Annotated in this window: 18 protein-coding genes; 12 read left to right on the forward strand and 6 right to left on the reverse strand. The window is 65.4% G+C overall.

The window, feature by feature from the left end; all coding sequences use genetic code 11:
* Window positions 1-222 precede the first annotated feature (222 nt).
* Window positions 223-423: a hypothetical protein gene (locus AKJ09_RS14600; protein WP_146647812.1), complete on the reverse strand. Its 201-nt coding sequence runs from the start codon at window positions 421-423 to the stop codon at window positions 223-225.
* Here AKJ09_RS14600 and AKJ09_RS14605 point away from each other — a divergent pair.
* The 3 genes from AKJ09_RS14605 (at window position 415) to AKJ09_RS14615 (ending at window position 3,014) form a co-directional block, all read left to right on the forward strand.
* Window positions 415-615, forward strand: a complete 201-nt coding sequence (locus AKJ09_RS14605; protein ID WP_146647813.1) for a hypothetical protein — start codon at window positions 415-417, stop codon at window positions 613-615. The genes AKJ09_RS14600 and AKJ09_RS14605 overlap by 9 nt on opposite strands.
* An 844-nt stretch (window positions 616-1,459) precedes the next feature.
* Window positions 1,460-2,410 (forward strand): hypothetical protein, encoded by a 951-nt coding sequence (locus AKJ09_RS14610; RefSeq protein ID WP_146647814.1) that lies wholly within the window; start codon window positions 1,460-1,462, stop codon window positions 2,408-2,410.
* A gap of 34 nt (window positions 2,411-2,444) precedes the next feature.
* Complete coding sequence (locus tag AKJ09_RS14615) at window positions 2,445-3,014, forward strand: RNA polymerase sigma factor (protein ID WP_169927542.1); 570 nt, start codon at window positions 2,445-2,447, stop codon at window positions 3,012-3,014.
* A 41-nt stretch (window positions 3,015-3,055) separates the two neighbouring features.
* On the opposite strand, the gene AKJ09_RS14620 is transcribed toward AKJ09_RS14615, so the two are convergent.
* Window positions 3,056-3,241, reverse strand: a complete 186-nt coding sequence (locus AKJ09_RS14620) for a hypothetical protein (protein ID WP_146647816.1) — start codon at window positions 3,239-3,241, stop codon at window positions 3,056-3,058.
* A 378-nt stretch (window positions 3,242-3,619) separates the two neighbouring features.
* Here AKJ09_RS14620 and AKJ09_RS14625 point away from each other — a divergent pair, with 378 nt between their 5' ends.
* Genes AKJ09_RS14625 through AKJ09_RS14645 form a run of 5 tightly spaced genes read left to right on the forward strand, consistent with a single transcriptional unit; the run spans window position 3,620 to window position 8,542 of the window.
* Entirely contained in the window at window positions 3,620-3,835 is a 216-nt protein-coding gene (locus AKJ09_RS14625; protein ID WP_146647817.1) for a hypothetical protein, read from the forward strand.
* A gap of 49 nt (window positions 3,836-3,884) precedes the next feature.
* The gene (locus tag AKJ09_RS14630) at window positions 3,885-5,039 is read left to right on the forward strand and encodes a hypothetical protein (protein ID WP_146647818.1); all 1,155 of its coding nucleotides are present in this window, start codon (window positions 3,885-3,887) and stop codon (window positions 5,037-5,039) included.
* Window positions 5,039-6,217, forward strand: coding sequence for a YCF48-related protein (locus AKJ09_RS14635; protein WP_169927543.1), 1,179 nt, complete (start codon window positions 5,039-5,041; stop codon window positions 6,215-6,217). Before AKJ09_RS14630 ends, AKJ09_RS14635 begins: the two co-directional genes overlap by 1 nt.
* The gene (locus AKJ09_RS14640) at window positions 6,214-7,608 is read left to right on the forward strand and encodes an RCC1 domain-containing protein (RefSeq protein ID WP_146647820.1); all 1,395 of its coding nucleotides are present in this window, start codon (window positions 6,214-6,216) and stop codon (window positions 7,606-7,608) included. Before AKJ09_RS14635 ends, AKJ09_RS14640 begins: the two co-directional genes overlap by 4 nt.
* 13 nt (window positions 7,609-7,621) lie before the next feature.
* A complete protein-coding gene (locus AKJ09_RS14645; protein ID WP_146647821.1) occupies window positions 7,622-8,542 on the forward strand; it encodes a hypothetical protein in 921 nt (306 codons plus the stop codon).
* Between the two features lie 173 nt (window positions 8,543-8,715).
* Here the strand turns inward: AKJ09_RS14645 and AKJ09_RS14650 are convergent, their stop codons facing one another.
* The 3 genes from AKJ09_RS14650 to AKJ09_RS14660 are packed head-to-tail and all read right to left on the reverse strand — an operon-like array spanning window position 8,716 to window position 12,406.
* Complete coding sequence (locus AKJ09_RS14650; protein WP_146647822.1) at window positions 8,716-9,444, reverse strand: hypothetical protein; 729 nt, start codon at window positions 9,442-9,444, stop codon at window positions 8,716-8,718.
* A 2-nt stretch (window positions 9,445-9,446) separates the two neighbouring features.
* Entirely contained in the window at window positions 9,447-10,850 is a 1,404-nt protein-coding gene (locus AKJ09_RS14655; protein WP_146647823.1) for an alkaline phosphatase, read from the reverse strand.
* A 23-nt stretch (window positions 10,851-10,873) separates the two neighbouring features.
* A complete protein-coding gene (locus AKJ09_RS14660) occupies window positions 10,874-12,406 on the reverse strand; it encodes an alkaline phosphatase (protein ID WP_169927544.1) in 1,533 nt (510 codons plus the stop codon).
* 359 nt (window positions 12,407-12,765) lie between these two features.
* Between AKJ09_RS14660 and AKJ09_RS14665 the strand changes: the two genes are divergently transcribed.
* From AKJ09_RS14665 to AKJ09_RS14680, 4 genes are all read left to right on the forward strand, one after another.
* Entirely contained in the window at window positions 12,766-13,299 is a 534-nt protein-coding gene (locus AKJ09_RS14665; RefSeq protein WP_146647824.1) for a hypothetical protein, read from the forward strand.
* 18 nt (window positions 13,300-13,317) lie between these two features.
* Window positions 13,318-14,334 (forward strand): hypothetical protein, encoded by a 1,017-nt coding sequence (locus AKJ09_RS14670; protein ID WP_205633711.1) that lies wholly within the window; start codon window positions 13,318-13,320, stop codon window positions 14,332-14,334.
* Between the two features lie 5 nt (window positions 14,335-14,339).
* A complete protein-coding gene (locus tag AKJ09_RS14675) occupies window positions 14,340-15,656 on the forward strand; it encodes a Dyp-type peroxidase (protein ID WP_146647825.1) in 1,317 nt (438 codons plus the stop codon).
* Window positions 15,657-16,031: 375 nt separating this feature from the next.
* Window positions 16,032-17,849, forward strand: a complete 1,818-nt coding sequence (locus tag AKJ09_RS14680; RefSeq protein WP_146647826.1) for a DUF2341 domain-containing protein — start codon at window positions 16,032-16,034, stop codon at window positions 17,847-17,849.
* 133 nt (window positions 17,850-17,982) lie between these two features.
* Here the strand turns inward: AKJ09_RS14680 and AKJ09_RS14685 are convergent, their stop codons facing one another.
* On the reverse strand, window positions 17,983-18,720 hold the full coding sequence (locus tag AKJ09_RS14685) for a hypothetical protein (RefSeq protein ID WP_146647827.1): 738 nt from the start codon (window positions 18,718-18,720) through the stop codon (window positions 17,983-17,985).
* Between the last annotated feature and the right edge of the window lie 47 nt (window positions 18,721-18,767).

Below are 18,767 nucleotides of genomic sequence, written 5' to 3' on the forward strand. Positions count from 1 at the left end.
CCGACGCGAGCGCGTTCGTCGCAGGCCCCGGCGCTGCCATGAACGGCTCGGGGTTCTGTTCGACTTGTACTCGTCCGCGCGGCTGGACTCGTGCAGATCGAAGCGAGTCCCTCCGCGGTCACCGCAGCCCTCGCTTAGAAGAGGAGACGAGAGATTCGTTTCGCACTCGTCGTGACGTCCACCCCTCTCGGCAGTGGGGTTGAAGTCACGACGGGCTCGCGGTTATCGGCAGCGAAAGACCTCGGCCCACATCCGGCGCTTCTTCACTTTGCGCGACGAAGAGAGCTCCGTGGTCTCTTCCCCGTTCGTCGCCGTCGTCTTCGTCTCGATGGCTTCGACCTCATCGTTCCGGACGACGTAATGCGTGGCGCCATGGTTCGCGGCCGTCTCTGCGATCGCGTCGATCGAGCGAGCGTGCACCACGCCGATCTCCTCGCAGTCGACGCGTCCACGAGCCCTTCCGACGCGAGCTCGAAGTTCGTGCAGGAGGCCCTCGGCGACTTCGGCGCGGCCGCGGTGTCGACGAGACAAACGCTTCCCGAGCCACATCCGTCCGACATGCACGAGAACCCGCTCGGGCACGTCGTGTGTTCGTCACACGTCGTCGAGCCATAGGCCAGCGGGCTATCGCCGCGACCGTCCATGACTCGTCCCGCTCCCCGAACACGCGGCGAGTCCTCCTGAAAGCGCCACAGCTGCACAAGTACCGACGACCACAGACTTACGCGCAATCCACATTCGAAAGCCTCCAGCAACGCGGTGCGAACTGCCGCCGGGGCTGCGTTGCATCGTCGTTCGGTGGAGATGGCGGCCCATCGCGCGGCCGCGTTTGCGAGGAGCGTACCTGCGCGAACCCGTCCACGCGCGAACCCCAGATCGCCCCGCTCTCCAACGTTGATCGGCCGTCGCCCGCAGGCCCCCGTCACGGGCGTGCGCCGCAGCGTGGTCCATGGGCTTCGAAGCGACTGTGAACAGGCAGGCATGTGTGGGCAGAGGCTGCCCGCACTTGCTCGCTCCTCCTTCCGCGCGTCCGCTTCGCCGTCGCGATGCTCTCGACCTTGCCGATCGCCCTGGCGACCTTCGGGCCGTAGGGCGAGCCGCTTCGCTTTGCTGCCGATGTTCCGAAATCGTGCTCCTAGACCGACGCGCTCAGCCAAGTCTTCGCAGCGGCATGTACAGCTAGGATCTCGGCGCCTTGGGTGTCAGAGTACGTAGCGACGCTCTCACGCGGGTCGTCCACGAGATTCACCCTGTCCGTTTCGGGCCTCGACGCATGGCGGATCGGCGGGGTTCACACGGGACGAGCTTGGGTCCGGTGCCCCGCATGCGAGCAGCGAAATGCATCACACACTCGACTTCTGACATGGCGAGCCGACTCAGCCCTGCCCTCGTCGTAGCGACCGTTTCACTTGCAATCGTTGCCCGCGAGGCCCACGCGCAGCTGGCCGCTGAGTCACCCATGGTCGAGCTTTCCTACAGTGCTGCGGGCCGGGGATGTTTCTCGGAGAGTGAGTTCCGCAACGCCGTTCGCCAGCGCTTGGCGTTCGATCCGTTCGCGCCGGCCCGGGGTTCGAAACCGATCGCCGTGACGACGCGCATCGTTCGAAGCGGTCGGCAGCTTCGCGCGTCGATCGTCCTCACCGAGCCCGATCGTCCGAGCGAGGCAGCGCAGGAGATCGCCTCCGGTCCGGAAGGGTGCGCGACCTTGAGCGTCGCGGCCGCGCTTGCGACGAGCATGTCGATCGAACGAACGGTCGCTCGCCGAGGTGCCACCGAGCCGTCGCCCCCCGCCGCCGAGTCACCCGTGGCTGAGCCCCCCTCCGTCGAACCACCGCCGCAGGCCGAATCGCTGCCGCAACCTCGCAGGGTCGTCCGTCCTCGCATGAACGTTCGGGGAAGGCCGCAACCAAGTTCCCGACCGATTGGCGTTCAGACGCACGCAGGCCCGATCTTCGGTCAGGGCATCTTGCCCGGCGTTGCCGCGGGAGTCTCGTTTGGTGGGTCGCTCGACCTAGGCCTCTTTCGGCCGGGCCTCGAAGCTGCCGGCTGGTTTCCTTCGACAGCGACCTCTCCACGGGGCGGCGGAGCCACGGCCTCGCTCATCTCGCTCTCCGGATTGGCGTGTGCACATCATGGGCGTCTCTTTGCTTGCGGCCTGGCCACGCTCGGCGAATTTCGCGTCGCAGGCACAGACCTCCTCGTGAGCCGCTCCTCCAGCTCGACATACCTGGCTGTAGGCGCCCGCGCTGGAATAGAGCTGCCGCTCGTCGCTCCCTTTTCGCTGGGACTTCAGGCGACAGCCGTGGTCCCGCTCGTCGAGAGGACGCTGCGCATCGTGGACGAAGTGCTCTGGCTCACGCCACCGGTCGGGGCCGAGCTCGGCATGTTCTGGCGCGTGACGATTCTGTGATGGGTTCTTTGCGCAGGCGGGAATACCAGATGTCTTGGTTGCAGTTCCTGGAGTCCTCGCCGTAGCGAAAACCGACGCCGTGTGCCATCCGCAAACGGACTTTCGCACCGTCTTCCGGACTCACTATCGGTTCGTTCGCGCAACGTTGAGGAGACTCGGCGTTGGTCAGAGCGAGCTCGATGACGTGGCGCAAGACATCTTCGTCATCGTTTACAGAAAGCTCGATACGTTTCGCATCGGAAGCTCGATGGAGCTTTGGCTGTTCGGCATTTGCGTGCGCGTCGCCTCGCGTCATCGACGTCTCGCTCGTCATCGCGTGCAATCGCAGGAGGAGCAGCCCATCGAGGTCATCGACGGCAGTCCGCTACCGGACGATCACGCCGAGATCGAGCAGGCCCGAAGTCTCGTCCTCTCTGCGCTCGACGCTGTCGACCCGCAACGCCGCGCTGTCTTCGTGATGCACGATCTCAATGAGTTCTCGGCGACAGAAATCGCCGAGACATTGTCGATTCCCCTCGGCACGATTTACTCGAGGATCCGAGTCGCCCGTGAAGAGTTCCGCCAAGCCGTCAAGCGGCTGAGCGCCCATCGAGGCTCTCGATGAAGCCGAACGACCAACCAATGGATGACCTCGAGCCACTCCCATCACTCGAACCGGAGCTGCGCGAGCTCCTCGACGCTGCGCGCCGCCGCGACGCCACGGATCCGGCCGATGAAGCCGGCTGCGAAGAGCTCCTGGCGCGCGTCGAAGCCACCGCGCGCGGGACGCCACGCTCGACGAAGAACGACGTCAAAGACGCTCCCCGGCCGACGTTCTCCTGGATCCTTCATCCAGTGGGAACGCTCGCTTCCCTATGCCTACTTGCGACGTTTGCGGTCGGCACTGCAACCCGATCGGGCGCGCGCGACGAACCGCGAACCTCTCAGTCTAGCCCGCTCGAGCCCCGGTCTCCGGATCCCTCGGCCTCGCCACCGCACGAGGAGGCGCCAGAGGATCGACCGATTCCAACACATGTTGACGCTCCTCCATCGCCTGCCGAAGCGTCCGTGCAGGCAGCAGAGGTGCACCTCGCGCCTCCACGCGCGCCGGAGGGACAGATGCCCACGCCAGCAGCGAAATCGAGTTCGACACGATCGAGCGACCCGTCGCACGACGGCCTCTCCGAAGAGATTCGTCTCATCGAGTCGGCGCGCGCCAGGATGAGGGCCATGGATCCGACGTCCGCGCTTCGTCTCGTTCGTGAGCACGAGCGCCGGTTCCCGAACGGTCAGCTCGCCCAACAGCGTGAGTGGATCCACATCCAGGCGCTCGACGAAACGGGCAACGTCACCGAAGCAAGAGAGCGAACCGAGCAGTTCCGCAAGCGTTTTCCGGGCGGCCTGCTCTTGCCGTCCGTCGAGCGAACGCTCGATGCGGCTCCCTGAGGTCCTCATGTTCCGTTACGACAAAGCGCTTCTATTCGTTTCCTCTATTGTGATCGCGGGGCTTGCGACCACCTCCGGTTGCGCCAAATCGTCGATCGATGTCGGGGCACGCGAGCTCTCGGATGCGAGCACCCCGGTCTTCATCGAACCGGACGCGGACGCGGCTCCGCTACCGCAGGCCGATACATTGATGTGTATTTCGTACGAGTGCCCGGCTCCGTACGCGACCTGTCCCGACAAGCCCGGACTCTGCAATACGAATCTAAAAACCGATTTGAACAATTGTGGAGCGTGCGGCAAGCAATGCGTCGTTCCTGTCGTTCCTGATGGGGAAATGGCGCCGCCCGGGGAGTTCTCTTGCGTCGACGGCGAGTGTCGCCTGCGCTGCGGGGGGCAAATCGGCGACTGCAATGGGCAGCTCGAGGACGGCTGCGAGTCATCACTGCTCGATTCGCCGAACTGCGGTTCGTGCGGCAACGTCTGCAAAGACGGAGAGATTTGCTACAAGGGCGCGTGTGGTTGTCCTCCCGGATATACGCAATGCGGAACCGCATGCACGCAGACCAATAAGGATGCCAACAACTGCGGCGCGTGCGGGAATGCGTGCGATCTTCCGGAAGAGGACTCGAGCGCGTGGCCCTGCGGGCCAGGCGTCCTCCCACCATTTCTAGGTCCCGTCTGCGGAAATTCGTCGTGCACCCTCGGTTGCACCAAGGGTCACTTCGATTGCAACAACGATATGTGCGGCGACGGTTGCGAGACGGACCTCGCGCGCGATCCCAAGAACTGCGGCGCGTGCGGGCACGCCTGCTTGCCCGAACAAGAGTGCGTGGCAGGGGTATGCGAGTGCGAAGATCCAGGGCTCAGTCATTGCCCCGGTGCCAACGTTTGTATCGATCTAATGAGAGATCCGCAAAACTGCGGCACTTGCGGCAACGTTTGTCCGGGTCATGCAACAAATACTTTTGACCGGACACTCGGACATCCGATCTGCGAGCTCGGCCGATGTTCGTATTACTGTCCGCCCGGCCGAGCCGATTGCGATGGCCAAATCGAAAATGGCTGTGAGGTCAATCTCATGCTCGATCCGCGCAACTGCGGAGGCTGCGGCGTAGAATGCGATCTCGAAAAGGGCCAGCCATGCGCCGAGGGGCGCTGTCTGACGAAACCCTGCGACCTGCCGGACGCGGGAGGGGTGTTCTGATGGGCAGGGGCACTCACGCGAGACTCTCGCTGGTCGCGCTCCTCGCCACGACCGGTGTCGCCCGAGTGGTCGCGAGCTGCGCAGAGAGCGCGCCTCCTTCGGTCGAGGCGCTACTGCCAGACGCGGGCGAAACGGCGGATTCGGGAGCGGTCCTGCCGCCGGCCAACGCCTGCGAGGCGGGCACCTGGTGCCGGATCGGGCTCCCTTCCACGGCGGTTTCCCTCAACGGAATCTGGGGATCGGGACCGGAGGACGTGTGGGTCGCAGGCAGCCCTCACCTCACGATTCATTGGGATGGAAAGCGGTTCGTCAGGACGACGCTCGATACTCGAATGGCGCTATCCGGCATTTGGGGTAGCGGGAAAGGCGATATCTGGGCATTCAGCACGAGCCAAGCGATGTGGCACAGCCAGGGATTCGACGGCGAAGACGCTGGATGGTCGCGTTCTCCCGAACCGCCTGTTGAGGACGGTGGTGTCGTCAATGGCCCTAAACCGACCCCCATTTTCGCGATGTGGGGAACGAGCGCGAGCGACGTGTGGGCGGTCGGAACGTCGATGGTCAGGGTCAAATCCGTCGATGAGCGGGTGGCATCGGTTCTTCACTGTGACGGATGGGGTGACGCTGGGCCGAACTGGCAAGCCTCGGATACCAGCGTTGCGGATGCGGGCAGCCCCGAGCAGATTTCGTTCAACGCGATCCATGGAAACGCCAGCTCGGGAGTATGGATCGTGGGCAATGGCGGCAAAACTCGTTACTCGGCAGGCTGGAAGGCCGACGGTACGGCATGGACGCCGGTCAACAGCCGCTCGTCGAAAAACCTCAACGCCGTATGGTGCAGCCCCGACGCCGACGTGTGGGCCGCGGGGGAGGGGGGATCGATGGTTCGCTTCACCCGCGAAGGCGGCGGCGAATACGCCGCCCTGACTGTCGACGTGCCGACGACCGGGGTGCTGCGGGCGCTCTGGGGCTTCGCACCCGATGATGTCTGGGCGGTCGGAGACGCAGGGACAATCTTGCATTGGGACGGCAAGGCGTGGACCACGGACGGTTCGAGCCAGGGCCTGACGGAGGATCTGTTCGCGATCTGGGGATCGAGCAAGGACGATCTCTGGATCGCAGGACAGAACGTCCTCCTTCACAAGGGCAGCGCGAGCTTGCCGACGGAGATTCAATGAAGTCCGCGCTGACTCTCGGTGCCGTCGCAATTGCGGCCGCCACCACGCTCGTTCATTGCGCCTCCCAGGACGAGCACCCCGGTACCGTCGAGGACGCGGGCCGGAGCGAGGATGCAGCGAGCGAAGCCGAGGCAGACGCTGGCGCCGACGCCGACGCCTCGGACGCCGCGACGGAAGACGAGTACGAGATTCCGGACGGCTCGGTGAGCTGCGAGGCCTCTCCATGCGTCGTTGCCCTTGGCGGAAGCGACGAAGCCCTGGGGACGTTTTGCGCGCTCCTCGACGACAAGACCGTGCAGTGCTGGGGGAGCAACATTCTGCAGAGGCTCGGATACGTGCCGGCTGGAGGCGGCTTTCCGATGAGCACGACGCCGCATCGGCTCCCGAACCTCTCCGGCGTCACGAGCCTCAGCGTTGGCGGCTACAACGCTTGCGCGCGCGTTGAAGACGGCAGCGTCTTCTGCTGGGGCCAAGACATTCTCGTCGGTGCGGGAATGAGCCCCGATGCAGGTCCAGTGTCACCCGGGGGCGCCCTGCCGACCCGCATGGATCTTGTCCCTCTGGCCAAGGACGTCGCGGTCGGAACGCAGACGGCGTGCGTCACGAGCGCCACCGGTGGCCTCTCGTGTTGGGGCAGAAACACTGCCTCCCAGCTCGCCCGTCCCACGAGCGAGGTGGGAGGTCCCTCGGAGATCCCGGTGGGCGGCCGATCCATCGCACTCGCCGCGCCGGGCCAGGACGCGATGTTCGCGGTCACGACGAGCGGGGAGCTTTTGTCCTGGGGCGGAGCCAGGTGCATAAATGTTTCTCCTTCCTGCGCCTACTTGCTCGGCCGCGGTACATCGGAAGATCCGGATCCGGTCCCGACGCTCGTCCCGGACCTGTCGAAGGTGCGCGCGGTGGCGCCGGCATCGAGATATGCATGCGCCATCGCCGGACGGCACGTCGAGTGTTGGGGCGGCAACACGAACGGTGAGCTCGGACGTGGATTCGTCACCGACGTATCCAAGCTCCCGGCGCCTACCATCCTCTCGCGCGTCACCGAGGCCGAGGACGCGGATGCTGGCCTACCTCACCGCGCCGACATCCCACTCCAGATCGTGGGCAACAAATCCAAAACCTGCGCCGTCATGGGCAGTGGACGCGTCTATTGCTGGGGCCCGGGGCAGCCACCATCCGAAAGGGGGCGACCGACCCGCGTGGATGGCCTGAGCGGCCCTGTCGTGGCACTCGCGCTGAACGAAAATACGTCATGTGCGCTCCTGCGCTCGGGCGTCGTGGAGTGCTGGGGAGGGAACGTTGTCGGCAATTTGGGGAGAGGAATCGATGATGGCTTCCTTGATCAGGAGTGGGTCGATTTGAAGCCCGCGCCCGTAACCTTTGAGCGATAGGAGATAGGGGTCGATGTTTCATCGTACGGTCTATGGTTCACTATCGGCTCTCGTGGTCGTCGTGCTGGGCGCGTCGGCTATTCAATGTTCGTCGAGTAGTCGGGACGGGTACGAGGTTTCTCCCGATGCCGCGCCGCCGCCGGAGCAGTTCGTCGCTCCCGTCGACGCCGTCGACGCCGCGGCCGATGCAAACGTCGCGGACGGCATCGAGCAAGACTGCGCCGGCGAGGAGAACACGCAGATCTACGTCCTCACACAACGTCCGGATGCGATTCACCGGTTCGATCCCGCGACTCTCACATTCTCGCTTGTCGGTAAGCTCGACTGCCCGGATCGCAACACATTTTCGATGGCGGTCGATCGCCGCGGCTATGCGTGGGTCCTGTTCAAGTCAGGCGCAATAGACAGGGTCCGCCTCTCTGACCTTCAATGTCAGGAAGTCGTGCTGAACAACGTTCCAGTAAACATGAACGTGTTTGGAATGGGATTCGCCAAGGACGACTCGAGTGCGGGAGAAAGTCTGTTTCTCCACCCTTATGATGGTCTCTACAGGGTCGATCTTTCGACGCGCGGCGTCAGTTGGGTCGGAAAGACGATCTTCCCGGCAATCACCGAGCTGACGGGCACGGGTGATGGCAAGCTCTTCGGCTATTCCCCGCAGACCGGCGTGATCTCACGCTTCGACAAGACTACCGGCGCGGCCCTCGAAACCTATCGCACGTCCGCCGCCGGTAACGGTGCATATGCGTTCGCACATTGGGGCGGCGACTTCTGGACGTTCTTGGATTTGTCGACTGAGGAGTCGACGCCGGGCTCGACCGTCTACCGCTACTCGCCGGCAACGAACGAAACTACGATCGCGGTACCGGGCGCGGGGATGAGCATCGTCGGAGCCGGCTCGTCGACGTGCGCACCCTTCAAGCCTGTAAACTGAGGGCGCGGCCGCAGGCGAAGCATCCGGGCCCCGCGCCGCGCCGCGCACGCATGACGCTTCGACGCGTCCGCTGACGCCTCCGTCGCGGCGCGCAGTGCCTCCTTCGCGCTGCGAGGTCTCATCGACGCGTCCGTGAGCCCTCCGGAGCGCGTCGGAAGCTCTCCGGGCGCGTTTCAATCTCGGAAGTCGTTTACGTCCTTGACCGCGTAGCCTTCGAGCCGGGACCAGGGCAGCGCCGCCGGGACGGGCTCGACCTCCGCATGCAGGCTGCGCACGACGGTGCCGTCGCTCTTGCCCGCTTCGGCCTCGAGCGCGAGATGCAGCCGATCGCTCCACAGGACGCGGACGTACTTGTCTCCGTCCTGGCGTTCGAGCCAGCGGGTGTCGGCCTTTGCAGTCACCCGCTTGGACGGCTGCAGCGCCGCGCGATCGACGTCGGAGACGAGATGAGCGATTTCGCTCCACACGGGATAGAAGCCGACCGAGTCGTATTCCGCGGGCACCACGGCGACGAGCTGACGCTCGTGGGGAAGGACGAACTGCAGGTGGGCAGCCTCGGCGCCGGAGCCGGCAGCGTCGGCCTTCGCGTCCCGCGTCACGAAACGTGTTGCGGAGCCCCAGTCGTGCACGTGCTTGGTGCCGTGCGCGTCGTCTTCGTGCTGCGCGTGGCGGGGATCCACGACGCGCTCGATCCACACGCGGCCGTCCGCGCGGACCATGCGCTCCTGATAGCGCATGGTCTGCGTGACGCCGTCGGGCCGAACGATCCGCTCCTCGTGAGTGATGACCGCGGAGAGTGGTTGCTCGTCCGTACCTTGCGCGGGCGCTCTCTCGGAGTTGGAGCAAGCCGCGGACAGGAGCAGGACTGCGAGGAGCGAACCGTTTCGACCCGAGCGTGTCATGACTACAGCCCCGCCGCGGTCTTGAGGAGCTGGAACACCTTGGTGTTGTCCATGGTGCCCTTGAAGGCCTCGGCGCCGGCGCCGCCCGCCATGAGCATGACGTCTCCGCCGCCGTGGGTCTCTCCACCCGCGCTTGTCCGGACGGCCGAGATGTGCGTGAAGTTCTTGTCGAGGAGGTTCATGGTGTCACCAGCGCTGCGGACGATGGGGCGGTTCGGGCCGTTGCCGAAGACGAGCGTGGGGTACGGATAGCCGTCCGCGTCCACGAGGGGAGCGCCGCTCGCAGGATCGCGGACGACGTCGAGGACGTGCAGGCCGCTACCACGCTGGCCATAGCCGTTCATCGTCATCGTGTGATCGTGGTCGGCGGTCACGACGATGAGCGTGTTGCTCAGGTCCACCGTGGCCATCGCCGCCTGGATCGCGGAGTCGAACGCCAGCGTGTCGGCGAGCGCCTTCTGCGCCTTGGTGTCGTGGAGCGCGTGGTCGATTCGCCCGCCCTCGACCATGAGGAAGAAGCCCTGGTTACCGGCGCTCGAGGCCTTCTTCAGGACCTCGATCGCCTTGACCGTCATCTCCGCGAGGCTCGGCTCGGTGCTCGGATCGCGATCGAGCTCGTAGTTCAGGTGGCTGGTCTTCGAGAAGAGGCCGAGGAGCTTCGTCGTCGAGGCGGGCAGGCCGCGGAGGCCGGGGCCGTTCGTCACGTAGGAGTAGCCCTTGCTCTGCATCTCGGCGGTGAGATCGCGGCCGTCGGGGCGACCGGAGCCGTTGGTGCTGGCATTGAAAGGCGTCCAGTGGTTCGCGCCGCCGCCGAGGAGCACGTCCACTCCGGCGCTCACACCGCCGTCGAGGGCCGTGTTGTATCCGGCTCCGCCGGGGACCGCCTGCGCCGAGATGTCGTAAGGAAGGTTGCGGTTGCAGATATGCGAGTACGTCGCGGCCGGCGTGGCGTGCGTCAGCTCGGTGGTGGTGACGACGCCGACCGCCTTACCGGCAGCCTTCGCCTTCTCGAGGAAGGTCGGGACGGCGACGCCGTTTCCGGTCGGCGCGCAGTGGCCGTCGGCCTCGATGCGCGCCACGGTCTCCCCGCTCATCGAGAGGACCTCGTTGCGCATCTTCACGCCGGTCATGTACGCCGCCATCGACGGCGCACTGTCGGTGGTCTGGGCGTCGAGCGAGAAGGTCTTGATGCGGGCCGTACGGGGCAGCTTCTCCATCGCCAGCTTGCCGGCTTCGCCGTACCCGTAGATGCGCGACGCGGTGACCGTGGTCGGCCCCATGCCGTCGCCGAGGAAGAAGATGACGTTCTTCGCGGGGACTGCGGGAGGCTCGGCGTGAGCCTCGGGGGCGCTCGACAAGGAGGCGAAGAGCGCTGCGGCGCCCAGGACTGCGCGATTGAACTTCATGACGTGTCTTCCTTTCTCGGTCATCACAGCTTGGTCGCCTTGCGCAACAGTCCGAAGACTTCGGTGTTGTCCATGAACCCGTGGAACTGGTCCGCCCCGAAGCCCACGGCCTGGATCGCCACGTCCGTGCCGCCGTGCGTCTCGCCGCCCGTCGGCATCCGGATGGCAGCCTCCTGCAGGTAGCCGTTCGCGCTGGTCACATCGTCCGTCAGCGTCGGCGCGGTCACGCGGGAGCTGGGGATGCGGTTAGGACCGTTACCGAACGCCAGGATCGAGTAGGGCTTCCCGTCCGCGTCGTTCGTCGGCTGGCCCATCGCGGTTCCCGCGTAGTTCTTCACGAGGCCGAGGACGCCCGCGTTGGTCGGCGTCGTCTTCCCGGTGCGCTGGGCGTAGCCGAGGTGCACCATCGTGTGATCGTGATCGGCCGTGACCACGATGAGCGTGTGCGTGAGGTTCGGATCGGACTTCTTCACCTCGGTGAGGACCGCGTCGATCGCGTTGTCGAAGGCGATGGTGTCGACGAGGGCCCGCTTGGCGTTCGTGTCGTGCAGCGCGTGGTCGATGCGTCCGCCCTCGACCATGAGGAAGTAGCCCTTCTGGTTCTGCTCGAGGATCTGGACCGCCTTCGTCGCCATCTGCGACAGGCTCGGCTCGTTGGCCGGATTGCGGTCCAGCTCGTAGGACATATGGCTGTTCGTGAAGAGGCCGAGCGCCTTCTGGGACGCGCCGGTGAGCGGGATCGCCGACAGCTCGGTGGCGTTCGAGGCGTAGGTGTAGCTCTTGGCCTTGAGCTCGGTGACGAGGTCGCGGTTGTCCGCGCGGCCAGTGAACTGCGAGCGCCCGCCGCCAAAGATGACCTCGAGGCCGTTCCCGAGCGTCGAGTTGAAGCCGAGCCCGCCGGGGACGAGCTGGCGCGCGATGTTGTTCTCGTTGTCGCGGTCGCTGATGTGCGAGTAGGTCGCGGCCGGGGTCGCGTGCGTGACCCGCGTCGTGGTCACGACGCCGGTCGACCAGCCTGCGGCCTCCGCCCACTCGAGAACCGTGGGGACGGGCTTTCCCTGGCCGTAGTTCGGCGTCTCGGCGCTCATCGCGATGACGCCGTTCGACATCTTGACGCCCGTCATGTACGCCGACATCGACGGCGCGCTGTCGGTCACGCGGGAGTCACGCGAGTACGTGCGAACGAAGCCCGTCTCGGGCAGGTCGTCGATGTGCAGGCTGCCTTCCTCGCCGTAGCCGTAGATCCGGGCCGCCGTCATGACCGGGATGCCCATGCCGTCGCCGAGGAAGAAGATCACGCGGTCCGCGTGCGCAACGCCGCCCTTGATGGCGTCGTCGTAGCCGGACGTGAGCTTGCCGGGCCCGGGATCGGTGCTCGGCGGCTCCACGCCGGTGTCGCCTTTATCGCCCTTGTCGCCCTTGTCGCCCTGGGCGCCCTTGTCCCCAAGGCCGCCCTTTCCACCGGTCGCGCCCGTTTCACCATTCGCGCCCGTTTCACCATTCGCGCCCTTCTCTCCGCTTGCTCCGTCATTGCCCCGCGGACCCTCGCAGTTCATGACGCCAACGCTGGCGAGGAGCAGCACCGCGGACGAGGCAAGCCCTCTGATATGAGATGACCTCAAGATAACCTCCGAATTGGTGGCCCTGGGTTCAGGGACGCGCGCGCAGTGTCGGAGGTCGTTGTGCCCGTCGTGCGTTCGGGATGAAAACTCTTGGCGACCGCGGAGTCTCTCTCGTGACGTGATCACGTCAGTTGTCGTTGTTGTGGTCGCGCTTGTGTTGCCAACGACCAATCGACCAGCAGTTGCTCGTCCACGAGCTCGAATGGCGCCGCTTGCGACCGCGCTCGCGCAGTCGCGATGACGCTCGGTCTCCGTCTTGCTTCGTGACCTGCAGGGCCATCGAGGAGCGCGTGATGGAGATCAAACCTCAAGCTGTTGCGATACCGAAGTCGACCGACCGGCTGCCAAAGGGCAAGTACGGGCCGATCTATCCGAAGACCCCCGCGTGTTACGGCTTCACGGTCATCGCGAACGTCAAAGCTGGGAGGGCGGACGCGATGCGCGTCTACGGCGAGCGGCTCGCGAAGGCGCTCGAGTCCGATCCCAACGTCCTCGCACCGCTCAAGCTTCATTACCTGCGCTGGGTGCTCTTCGACAACGATACCCGGTTCATGTACCAGGGCATCTTCGACACCGACTTCGACAAGTACACGGAGGATGCCGTCGTGCTTTTCCGGAAGGTCGGTATCGATACGGCCTTCGAGAACCTCGAAGGCTTCCCGGCGGACTGGAAGACGAACACGGCCGCGTTCGTGAAGTTCGTTCGCGACCATCAGTGCCCGAGCTTCCTCGAGTACGGCGAGTACCCGTTCGTCTCGAGCGACGAGATCAAGAAGGCGCTCAAGATCAAAGCGGCGCTCGGCGAGATGCTCGACCAAATGCAGTGATGCCACGAGGTGAACGCCGTGACCACGAAGCCGACCACCGCGAGGACGTACAACCAGAACCACGTGCCGCGGAAGTACGCGAAGGGGCGGCGCCGCGTGAGCATCTACGTCGCGTGGAGCTATCCGGGCGAAGCGGGGCACGACCCGAGCGAGCTCGACAACCGGTTCTCGACGATGACCGAGGTGCGCCGCGTCCTCTGGCCGGCGTACGAGGCGCCTCAGTGGTCCGACAAGCTGAGATTCCAGCAGGGGATTGCCGGGTCGCTCGAGCTGTTTTTCTGGGCTTGGGTGAACTTCCAAGAGCTCGTGGGCGAGGTCACGGGCAACGTCGTTCCGGTTTTCCAGCGGGTGGACCAGGCGGGCTTCTCGCTGCCACTCGACGAGCGCGTCCTCGATGACGCCGACACCCTGTTCGTGTTCGGCCTCGACCACCTGATCACCGAACAGGTGGCATCGGCCTCCGAGATCGAGGCCGTTCGCGCCTTTCTCCAACGTGAAGGGACATGCCTCGTCGTCGGTCCTCACCACGACGTCGGTCACTCACCCGACGGGGCCGAACGGGAGATGGAGTACCAACATCACGGCGATGCGCTCGTACCGCGGCAGCAGCGGTTCGGCGGCTACACGCGGTCCCTCATGAACGGGCTCGGGATCCCGATCGAGAACCGGTGGGGGCTTCGCCCGGCTCGGCAAGGCGACCAAATCGCGCCGCTCTCCGTGGCAAGCGATCTCGATACGCGCGGATGGCTCGACGGGGTCCGTAACTTCAACTTCCACCTGCACCTTCCGCATTACGCGGTGACGGCGGAGGATCCGGGTGACGTCCGCGTCCTCGGCAGACAGCCGATTGACCTGACCCGGCCTCATCCATTCACGAATGCCGGAAACAAGGAATTCAACACGTTCGTCTGGATGCCTCCGAGCGGCACGCGCGCCGGCGATGTGCTCGTGGTCGATTCGACCGTGTTCAGCACGCTCTTCGGAGGCGACGAGAGCCTGACGCGCTTCTGGAGGAACCTCGCGACGGCGGCGTGACGAGCATGCTGGAGCTCGATGACATCCAGAGCGGCGTCTTGCGGCCGCGCCCCAGTCCCTACGCGGCGACGTACATCCTGCTTCGGATCGACGACGCGACGGCAGGCCGGGCATTGATGGGTCGGCTCGCCAAGGTCGTGAGCTCGGCGGCGAACCCCGAGAGCCCTCTCAGCGACACCTGGGTAAGCGCATCGCTCACGTACGAAGGGCTCCGAGCGCTGGGCGTCCCCCAGGAGTACCTCGACACCTTCGCCTGGGAGTTTCGACAGGGCATGGCTGCGCGCGCGACCGCCTTGGGCGACGTGGGCGAGAGCAGCCCCGAGCACTGGGAGAGCCCCCTTGGAACACGTGAGGTCCACGTCGTCCTGACTGCGCTGTCGCCGAGCCAGGCCGCGCTCGACGCCGCGATCGATCGTGCGCGCGCGACCTATCACGGCCTTCACGGCATCGAGGCGATCTGGCGTCAGGACTGCCACACGCTCAGCACGGGACGAGAGCCGTTCGGGTTCAAGGACGGCATCGGTCAGCCGGCGATCGAAGGGAGCGGCATTCCGAGCCGCAACTCGCACGAGCCACCACTCAAGCCGGGCGAGTTCGTCCTCGGTTACCCGGACGAGACCGGAAATCTTCCTCCCATGCCAGGGCCGGAGATCCTCGGGCGCAACGGAACGTACGTCGCCTTCCGCAAGTTGCATCAACGCGTCGCAGCGTTTCGCCGCTACCTGCAGGAGAGCTCGACGAGCCCCGACGACCTCGAGCTCCTCGCGGCGAAGATGATGGGCCGATGGAGGAGTGGCGCGCCGCTTGCGCTCTGTCCCTTCCACGACGATCGCGAGCTCGGCGCCGATCCACTTCGGAACAACGACTTCGGCTTCGCGGACGACGCGACGGGATACAACACGCCTCCCGGCTGTCATGTCCGTCGCGCGAACCCGCGCGATGCTTCGGTGGCGGGCGTCGTGAGGCTTCACCGCATGTTGCGTCGTGGAACCGCGTACGGCCCGGAGCTGCCGGAGGGCGTCCTCGACGACGACGGACAAGACCGAGGGTTGATGTTCGCCTTCGTCGGAGCGCACCTCGGACGCCAATTCGAGTTCGTCCAATCGGAGTGGCTCAATGGCGGCACATTCCTCGACTTGGGCGACGCCAAGGATCCGATCACGGGGGCACAGGACGACGGCGGCGGCACGTTCTCGATTCCGAAACGACCGATCCCGAAGCGGCTCCGTGGTCTCCCGAGCTTCGTCGTGACGCGCGGTGGTGAGTACGCGTTCATGCCCGGAATTCGCGCGTTGCGTTGGCTGTCGGAGCTTCGAACATGAGCGCCCCCGAAGCTGCGGACGTTGTCGTCGTCGGGCCGGACCGGCAGGCATCGTCGCGGCGCTACGGACCGACGACGCGGCGAGCTCGATCCGCTTCTTCAGTCGCTGACACGCCGCCGGGTCAGCGCTTCACGGTCAGGAAGAACATCGCGTTCGGGAAGCGGAGGGAGGGCGGAAGTTCCACGTCGGGGAGGCTTCGCCCGCGCGGGGCGACGTTCCGAATCCCGTTCCTCGCACCTTGAACGCGCTTGGCGTCCGAGCGGCGAGTGGCACCGACCGAAATGGAGCGCGGCGTCGAATCACGGAGCCTCTCGTCAGGCGACTCCCGTATGTTCCGCCGAATTTTCGATCCCCCACTTTTTTCCGAGGGAACTTATGGCTCGTCGTCGTTCCGAGATTGTCGTCTCGGCCTTGCTCTCCTGTGGTGCTCTCTTCGTCGCTGCGCCGGCACGTGCCGCCTGCCCGGGGACGTTCGATGGTTGGTCGTACGCGACGCCCATCGACTTCGACAACAAGTCTGCTGCGCAGACGAACCATCTCGCGCTCGTGACCATCGACACCTCGAACCTCGTCGAGGCGAGCAAGCTCAAGGCTGACGGTGGCGACCTCCGCTTCGCGGATAGCTCATGCAACGAGCTCGACGCCTGGGTCGACAGCGGGCTCGGCACAGCGTCGACGAAGGTGTGGGTGAAGGTCGCGTCGTTGCCGGCAGGAGCGTCGACGATTTACGCCTTCTATGGAAAGGCGAACGCGACGCGGACCAACGACCCTTCACGGCTCTTCGGAGGCAATCTCGTCGCGCTGTACACGTTCACGGAGGGTTCGGGCGCGACGCTGAAGGATCACGTCGGGACGTTCGACCTCGCGCTCTCGGGGACCGTGGCTTGGACGTCGGGCTTCCGCACCGGCACGTCCGCGCTCAATGGCTTCGCCGCCGGGCGCGCGATGAGGACGGACACGATGCCGGCGCTCGGGAGTGCCGACTTCACCGCGTTCAGCGTGGTGCTGCCGAACACGGTCGACGGCAGTACACACGGAATCATCGGCAACTACAACGACGACAACGTTCCTGGATGGTCGTTGAAGCTGCAAGGGGACGACAACCGCAACGGCTTCATGCTCCTCACCAGCGACGAGCACGGCTGGTGTCAGCAGGAGTATCCAGGCGTCGAGAGCGGAGTCTGGTCGATGCTCGCTGGCCGGCGGGCGAGCGGCCTTCACACCGGTCTCATCAACGGCGTCGCGCAGGGCACGGGATGCGAGGATGACGTGCGCGACGTGAGCACGGGGGCGCTCGGGCCGTGGGAGCTCGGTCATGCTTACGACGGAGGCGACGCGTTCGACGGCAACATCGCGTTCACGGCGATCTACTCGTCCGCGCGCTCCGACGCGGACCTCCTCGCGCTCCACGACGCGCTCGGCATCGGGACCAACATCACCTCGACGGCCGGCGCCGAGCTCGGCAAGCCGGGAGCGCCCACGCTCACGAACGTCGACGTCTCAGGCAGCGAGGCGCAGCTGACGTTCACGCCCCCGACGACGGGCAATCCGACGAGCTACACCGCGACCTGCAATCCGGGAGCTTTGACGGCGACGGGCTCGGCATCGCCGTTGATGGTGAGCGGGCTCACGGCTGGAACGCCCTATTCGTGCACCGTACATGCATCAAACGACCTCCTCGGAGATGGTCCGGAGTCGACGCCGGTTTCGAGCGAGGCGGGCGATCTGCCGGGAGCTCCGACGAAGCTCACCGCCCAGGTCAACGGGAAGACGGCCACGCTTTCGTTCGTCGCCCCGGCGAACGACGGCGGACTTGCGATTACGTCCTACAGCGTCTCGTGCCAGGACGGCGCTGTGACCGAAACCGGTCCGTCGTCGCCGATCGCGCTCGAGAACCTCGTCGCCGGCGCTTACTCCTGCACCGTGGCCGCCAAGAACGCGAAAGGCGTCGGTCCGAAATCGGGGGCCGTCTCGTTCACGATCGGAAGCAGCGGTCCGTCGACGGAGCCGTCCAGCGACCCCGCATCCACGCCTTCGCCCGACGCGGCGGGGGGCGGCGCTGATTCGGGCTGCAGCGTGCCTGCCTTCAACGCGCGCGGCTCTTCGACGAGCGGTGCTCTGATGGTTCTTGCCGGCGTATTGGCCACGCTCGTCCGCCGCCGCCGGTCGCGCGCCGACAGCAACCGAGCCTGACGAGTCACTCAGAGCTCGTGGCGAGGTGTCGTCCTCGTCGCGCCAACGAAGGGTACGAACGCTCGCTCTCGCGGCGGTACTCTTCGTTGGCGGCAAGTGCGGATGCCGCCGCGCCAATAGCTCGTCCTGTGAGCTACTTCGACACCGGCGATTCCCTTGCCCAAGACGATCCGATCGCTTCGGGATCTTCGAAGGGTAGTCCCCAGAACGGAATGGGGCGAATTTCGGATATCGGACGTAGCTCGCGATATCGGCCTAGAATCAATTCGCAATTCTCGGCAAACGAGTCGAACGAAGCCGCTCGAACGGCGAGGTCGTAACAAGCCCTCGCCGCTTGAATTGCGCGTTCCTTGCACTCATAGGCCACGTCATTGGAGACCATGCAGACGACCCGATTTCCCATCCGGAAGCTTGCGATCGTCTGACCGGACCACTGCACTGGCACCAGAACGATCCGTTCGCTCACCTCGAGTTCGGACCACATCGACGCGATACGTGAGAGCGCCGCGATGGCCCTTGGTAAAGGCACCAAGAGCTCGAGGGGAGTCTGCTCGGGTTTCGTTGGATCTCTGATCAAGCCGATCACGCCCGATGGCTGGGGAGTCTCCGGCATCAGCGGCCTCGAGCCGAGAACCCTCACGTAGGCGCGATCCGCAGCGAGCACAGCGGCGCGCTTTCTCGTGGACCAGTCCTCGGTCGGCTTCTTTGCACGGGCCCTCGTGGCGATCGCCTCGGCAACCCGACGAAGACGCTCGGCTTCGGCGAAGCGCGCCTCGCTCTCGGCCTCGGTCGGATCGGCCGCGATCGCGTGGCCCGCGTGGCCCGCGTGGATCGAGAATACGAAGCTCAGGACGACGGCGCGCAGGCGCATGGTTCCTTGAACCTACGCAAGCGCAGGTCCTTTGCTTCCCACCCTCA

This window comes from Labilithrix luteola (genome assembly GCF_001263205.1).
Classification (GTDB): Bacteria; Myxococcota_A; Polyangia; order Polyangiales; family Polyangiaceae; genus Labilithrix; species Labilithrix luteola.

Excerpts from the sequence above, each read along its gene's own strand:
- AKJ09_RS14665 (WP_146647824.1), top strand. The coding sequence starts at position 12,766 with ATGGAGATCAAACCTCAAGCTGTTGCGATACCGAAGTCGACCGACCGG.
- AKJ09_RS14640 (WP_146647820.1), top strand. The coding sequence starts at position 6,214 with ATGAAGTCCGCGCTGACTCTCGGTGCCGTCGCAATTGCGGCCGCCACC.
- AKJ09_RS14675 (WP_146647825.1), top strand. The coding sequence starts at position 14,340 with ATGCTGGAGCTCGATGACATCCAGAGCGGCGTCTTGCGGCCGCGCCCC.
- AKJ09_RS14645 (WP_146647821.1), top strand. The coding sequence starts at position 7,622 with ATGTTTCATCGTACGGTCTATGGTTCACTATCGGCTCTCGTGGTCGTC.
- AKJ09_RS14660 (WP_169927544.1), bottom strand. The coding sequence starts at position 12,406 with ATGAACTGCGAGGGTCCGCGGGGCAATGACGGAGCAAGCGGAGAGAAG.
- AKJ09_RS14625 (WP_146647817.1), top strand. The coding sequence starts at position 3,620 with ATGGATCCGACGTCCGCGCTTCGTCTCGTTCGTGAGCACGAGCGCCGG.
- AKJ09_RS14650 (WP_146647822.1), bottom strand. The coding sequence starts at position 9,444 with ATGACACGCTCGGGTCGAAACGGTTCGCTCCTCGCAGTCCTGCTCCTG.
- AKJ09_RS14610 (WP_146647814.1), top strand. The coding sequence starts at position 1,460 with ATGGTCGAGCTTTCCTACAGTGCTGCGGGCCGGGGATGTTTCTCGGAG.
- AKJ09_RS14685 (WP_146647827.1), bottom strand. The coding sequence starts at position 18,720 with ATGCGCCTGCGCGCCGTCGTCCTGAGCTTCGTATTCTCGATCCACGCG.
- AKJ09_RS14620 (WP_146647816.1), bottom strand. The coding sequence starts at position 3,241 with ATGAAGGATCCAGGAGAACGTCGGCCGGGGAGCGTCTTTGACGTCGTT.
- AKJ09_RS14655 (WP_146647823.1), bottom strand. The coding sequence starts at position 10,850 with ATGAAGTTCAATCGCGCAGTCCTGGGCGCCGCAGCGCTCTTCGCCTCC.
- AKJ09_RS14635 (WP_169927543.1), top strand. The coding sequence starts at position 5,039 with ATGGGCAGGGGCACTCACGCGAGACTCTCGCTGGTCGCGCTCCTCGCC.
- AKJ09_RS14680 (WP_146647826.1), top strand. The coding sequence starts at position 16,032 with ATGGCTCGTCGTCGTTCCGAGATTGTCGTCTCGGCCTTGCTCTCCTGT.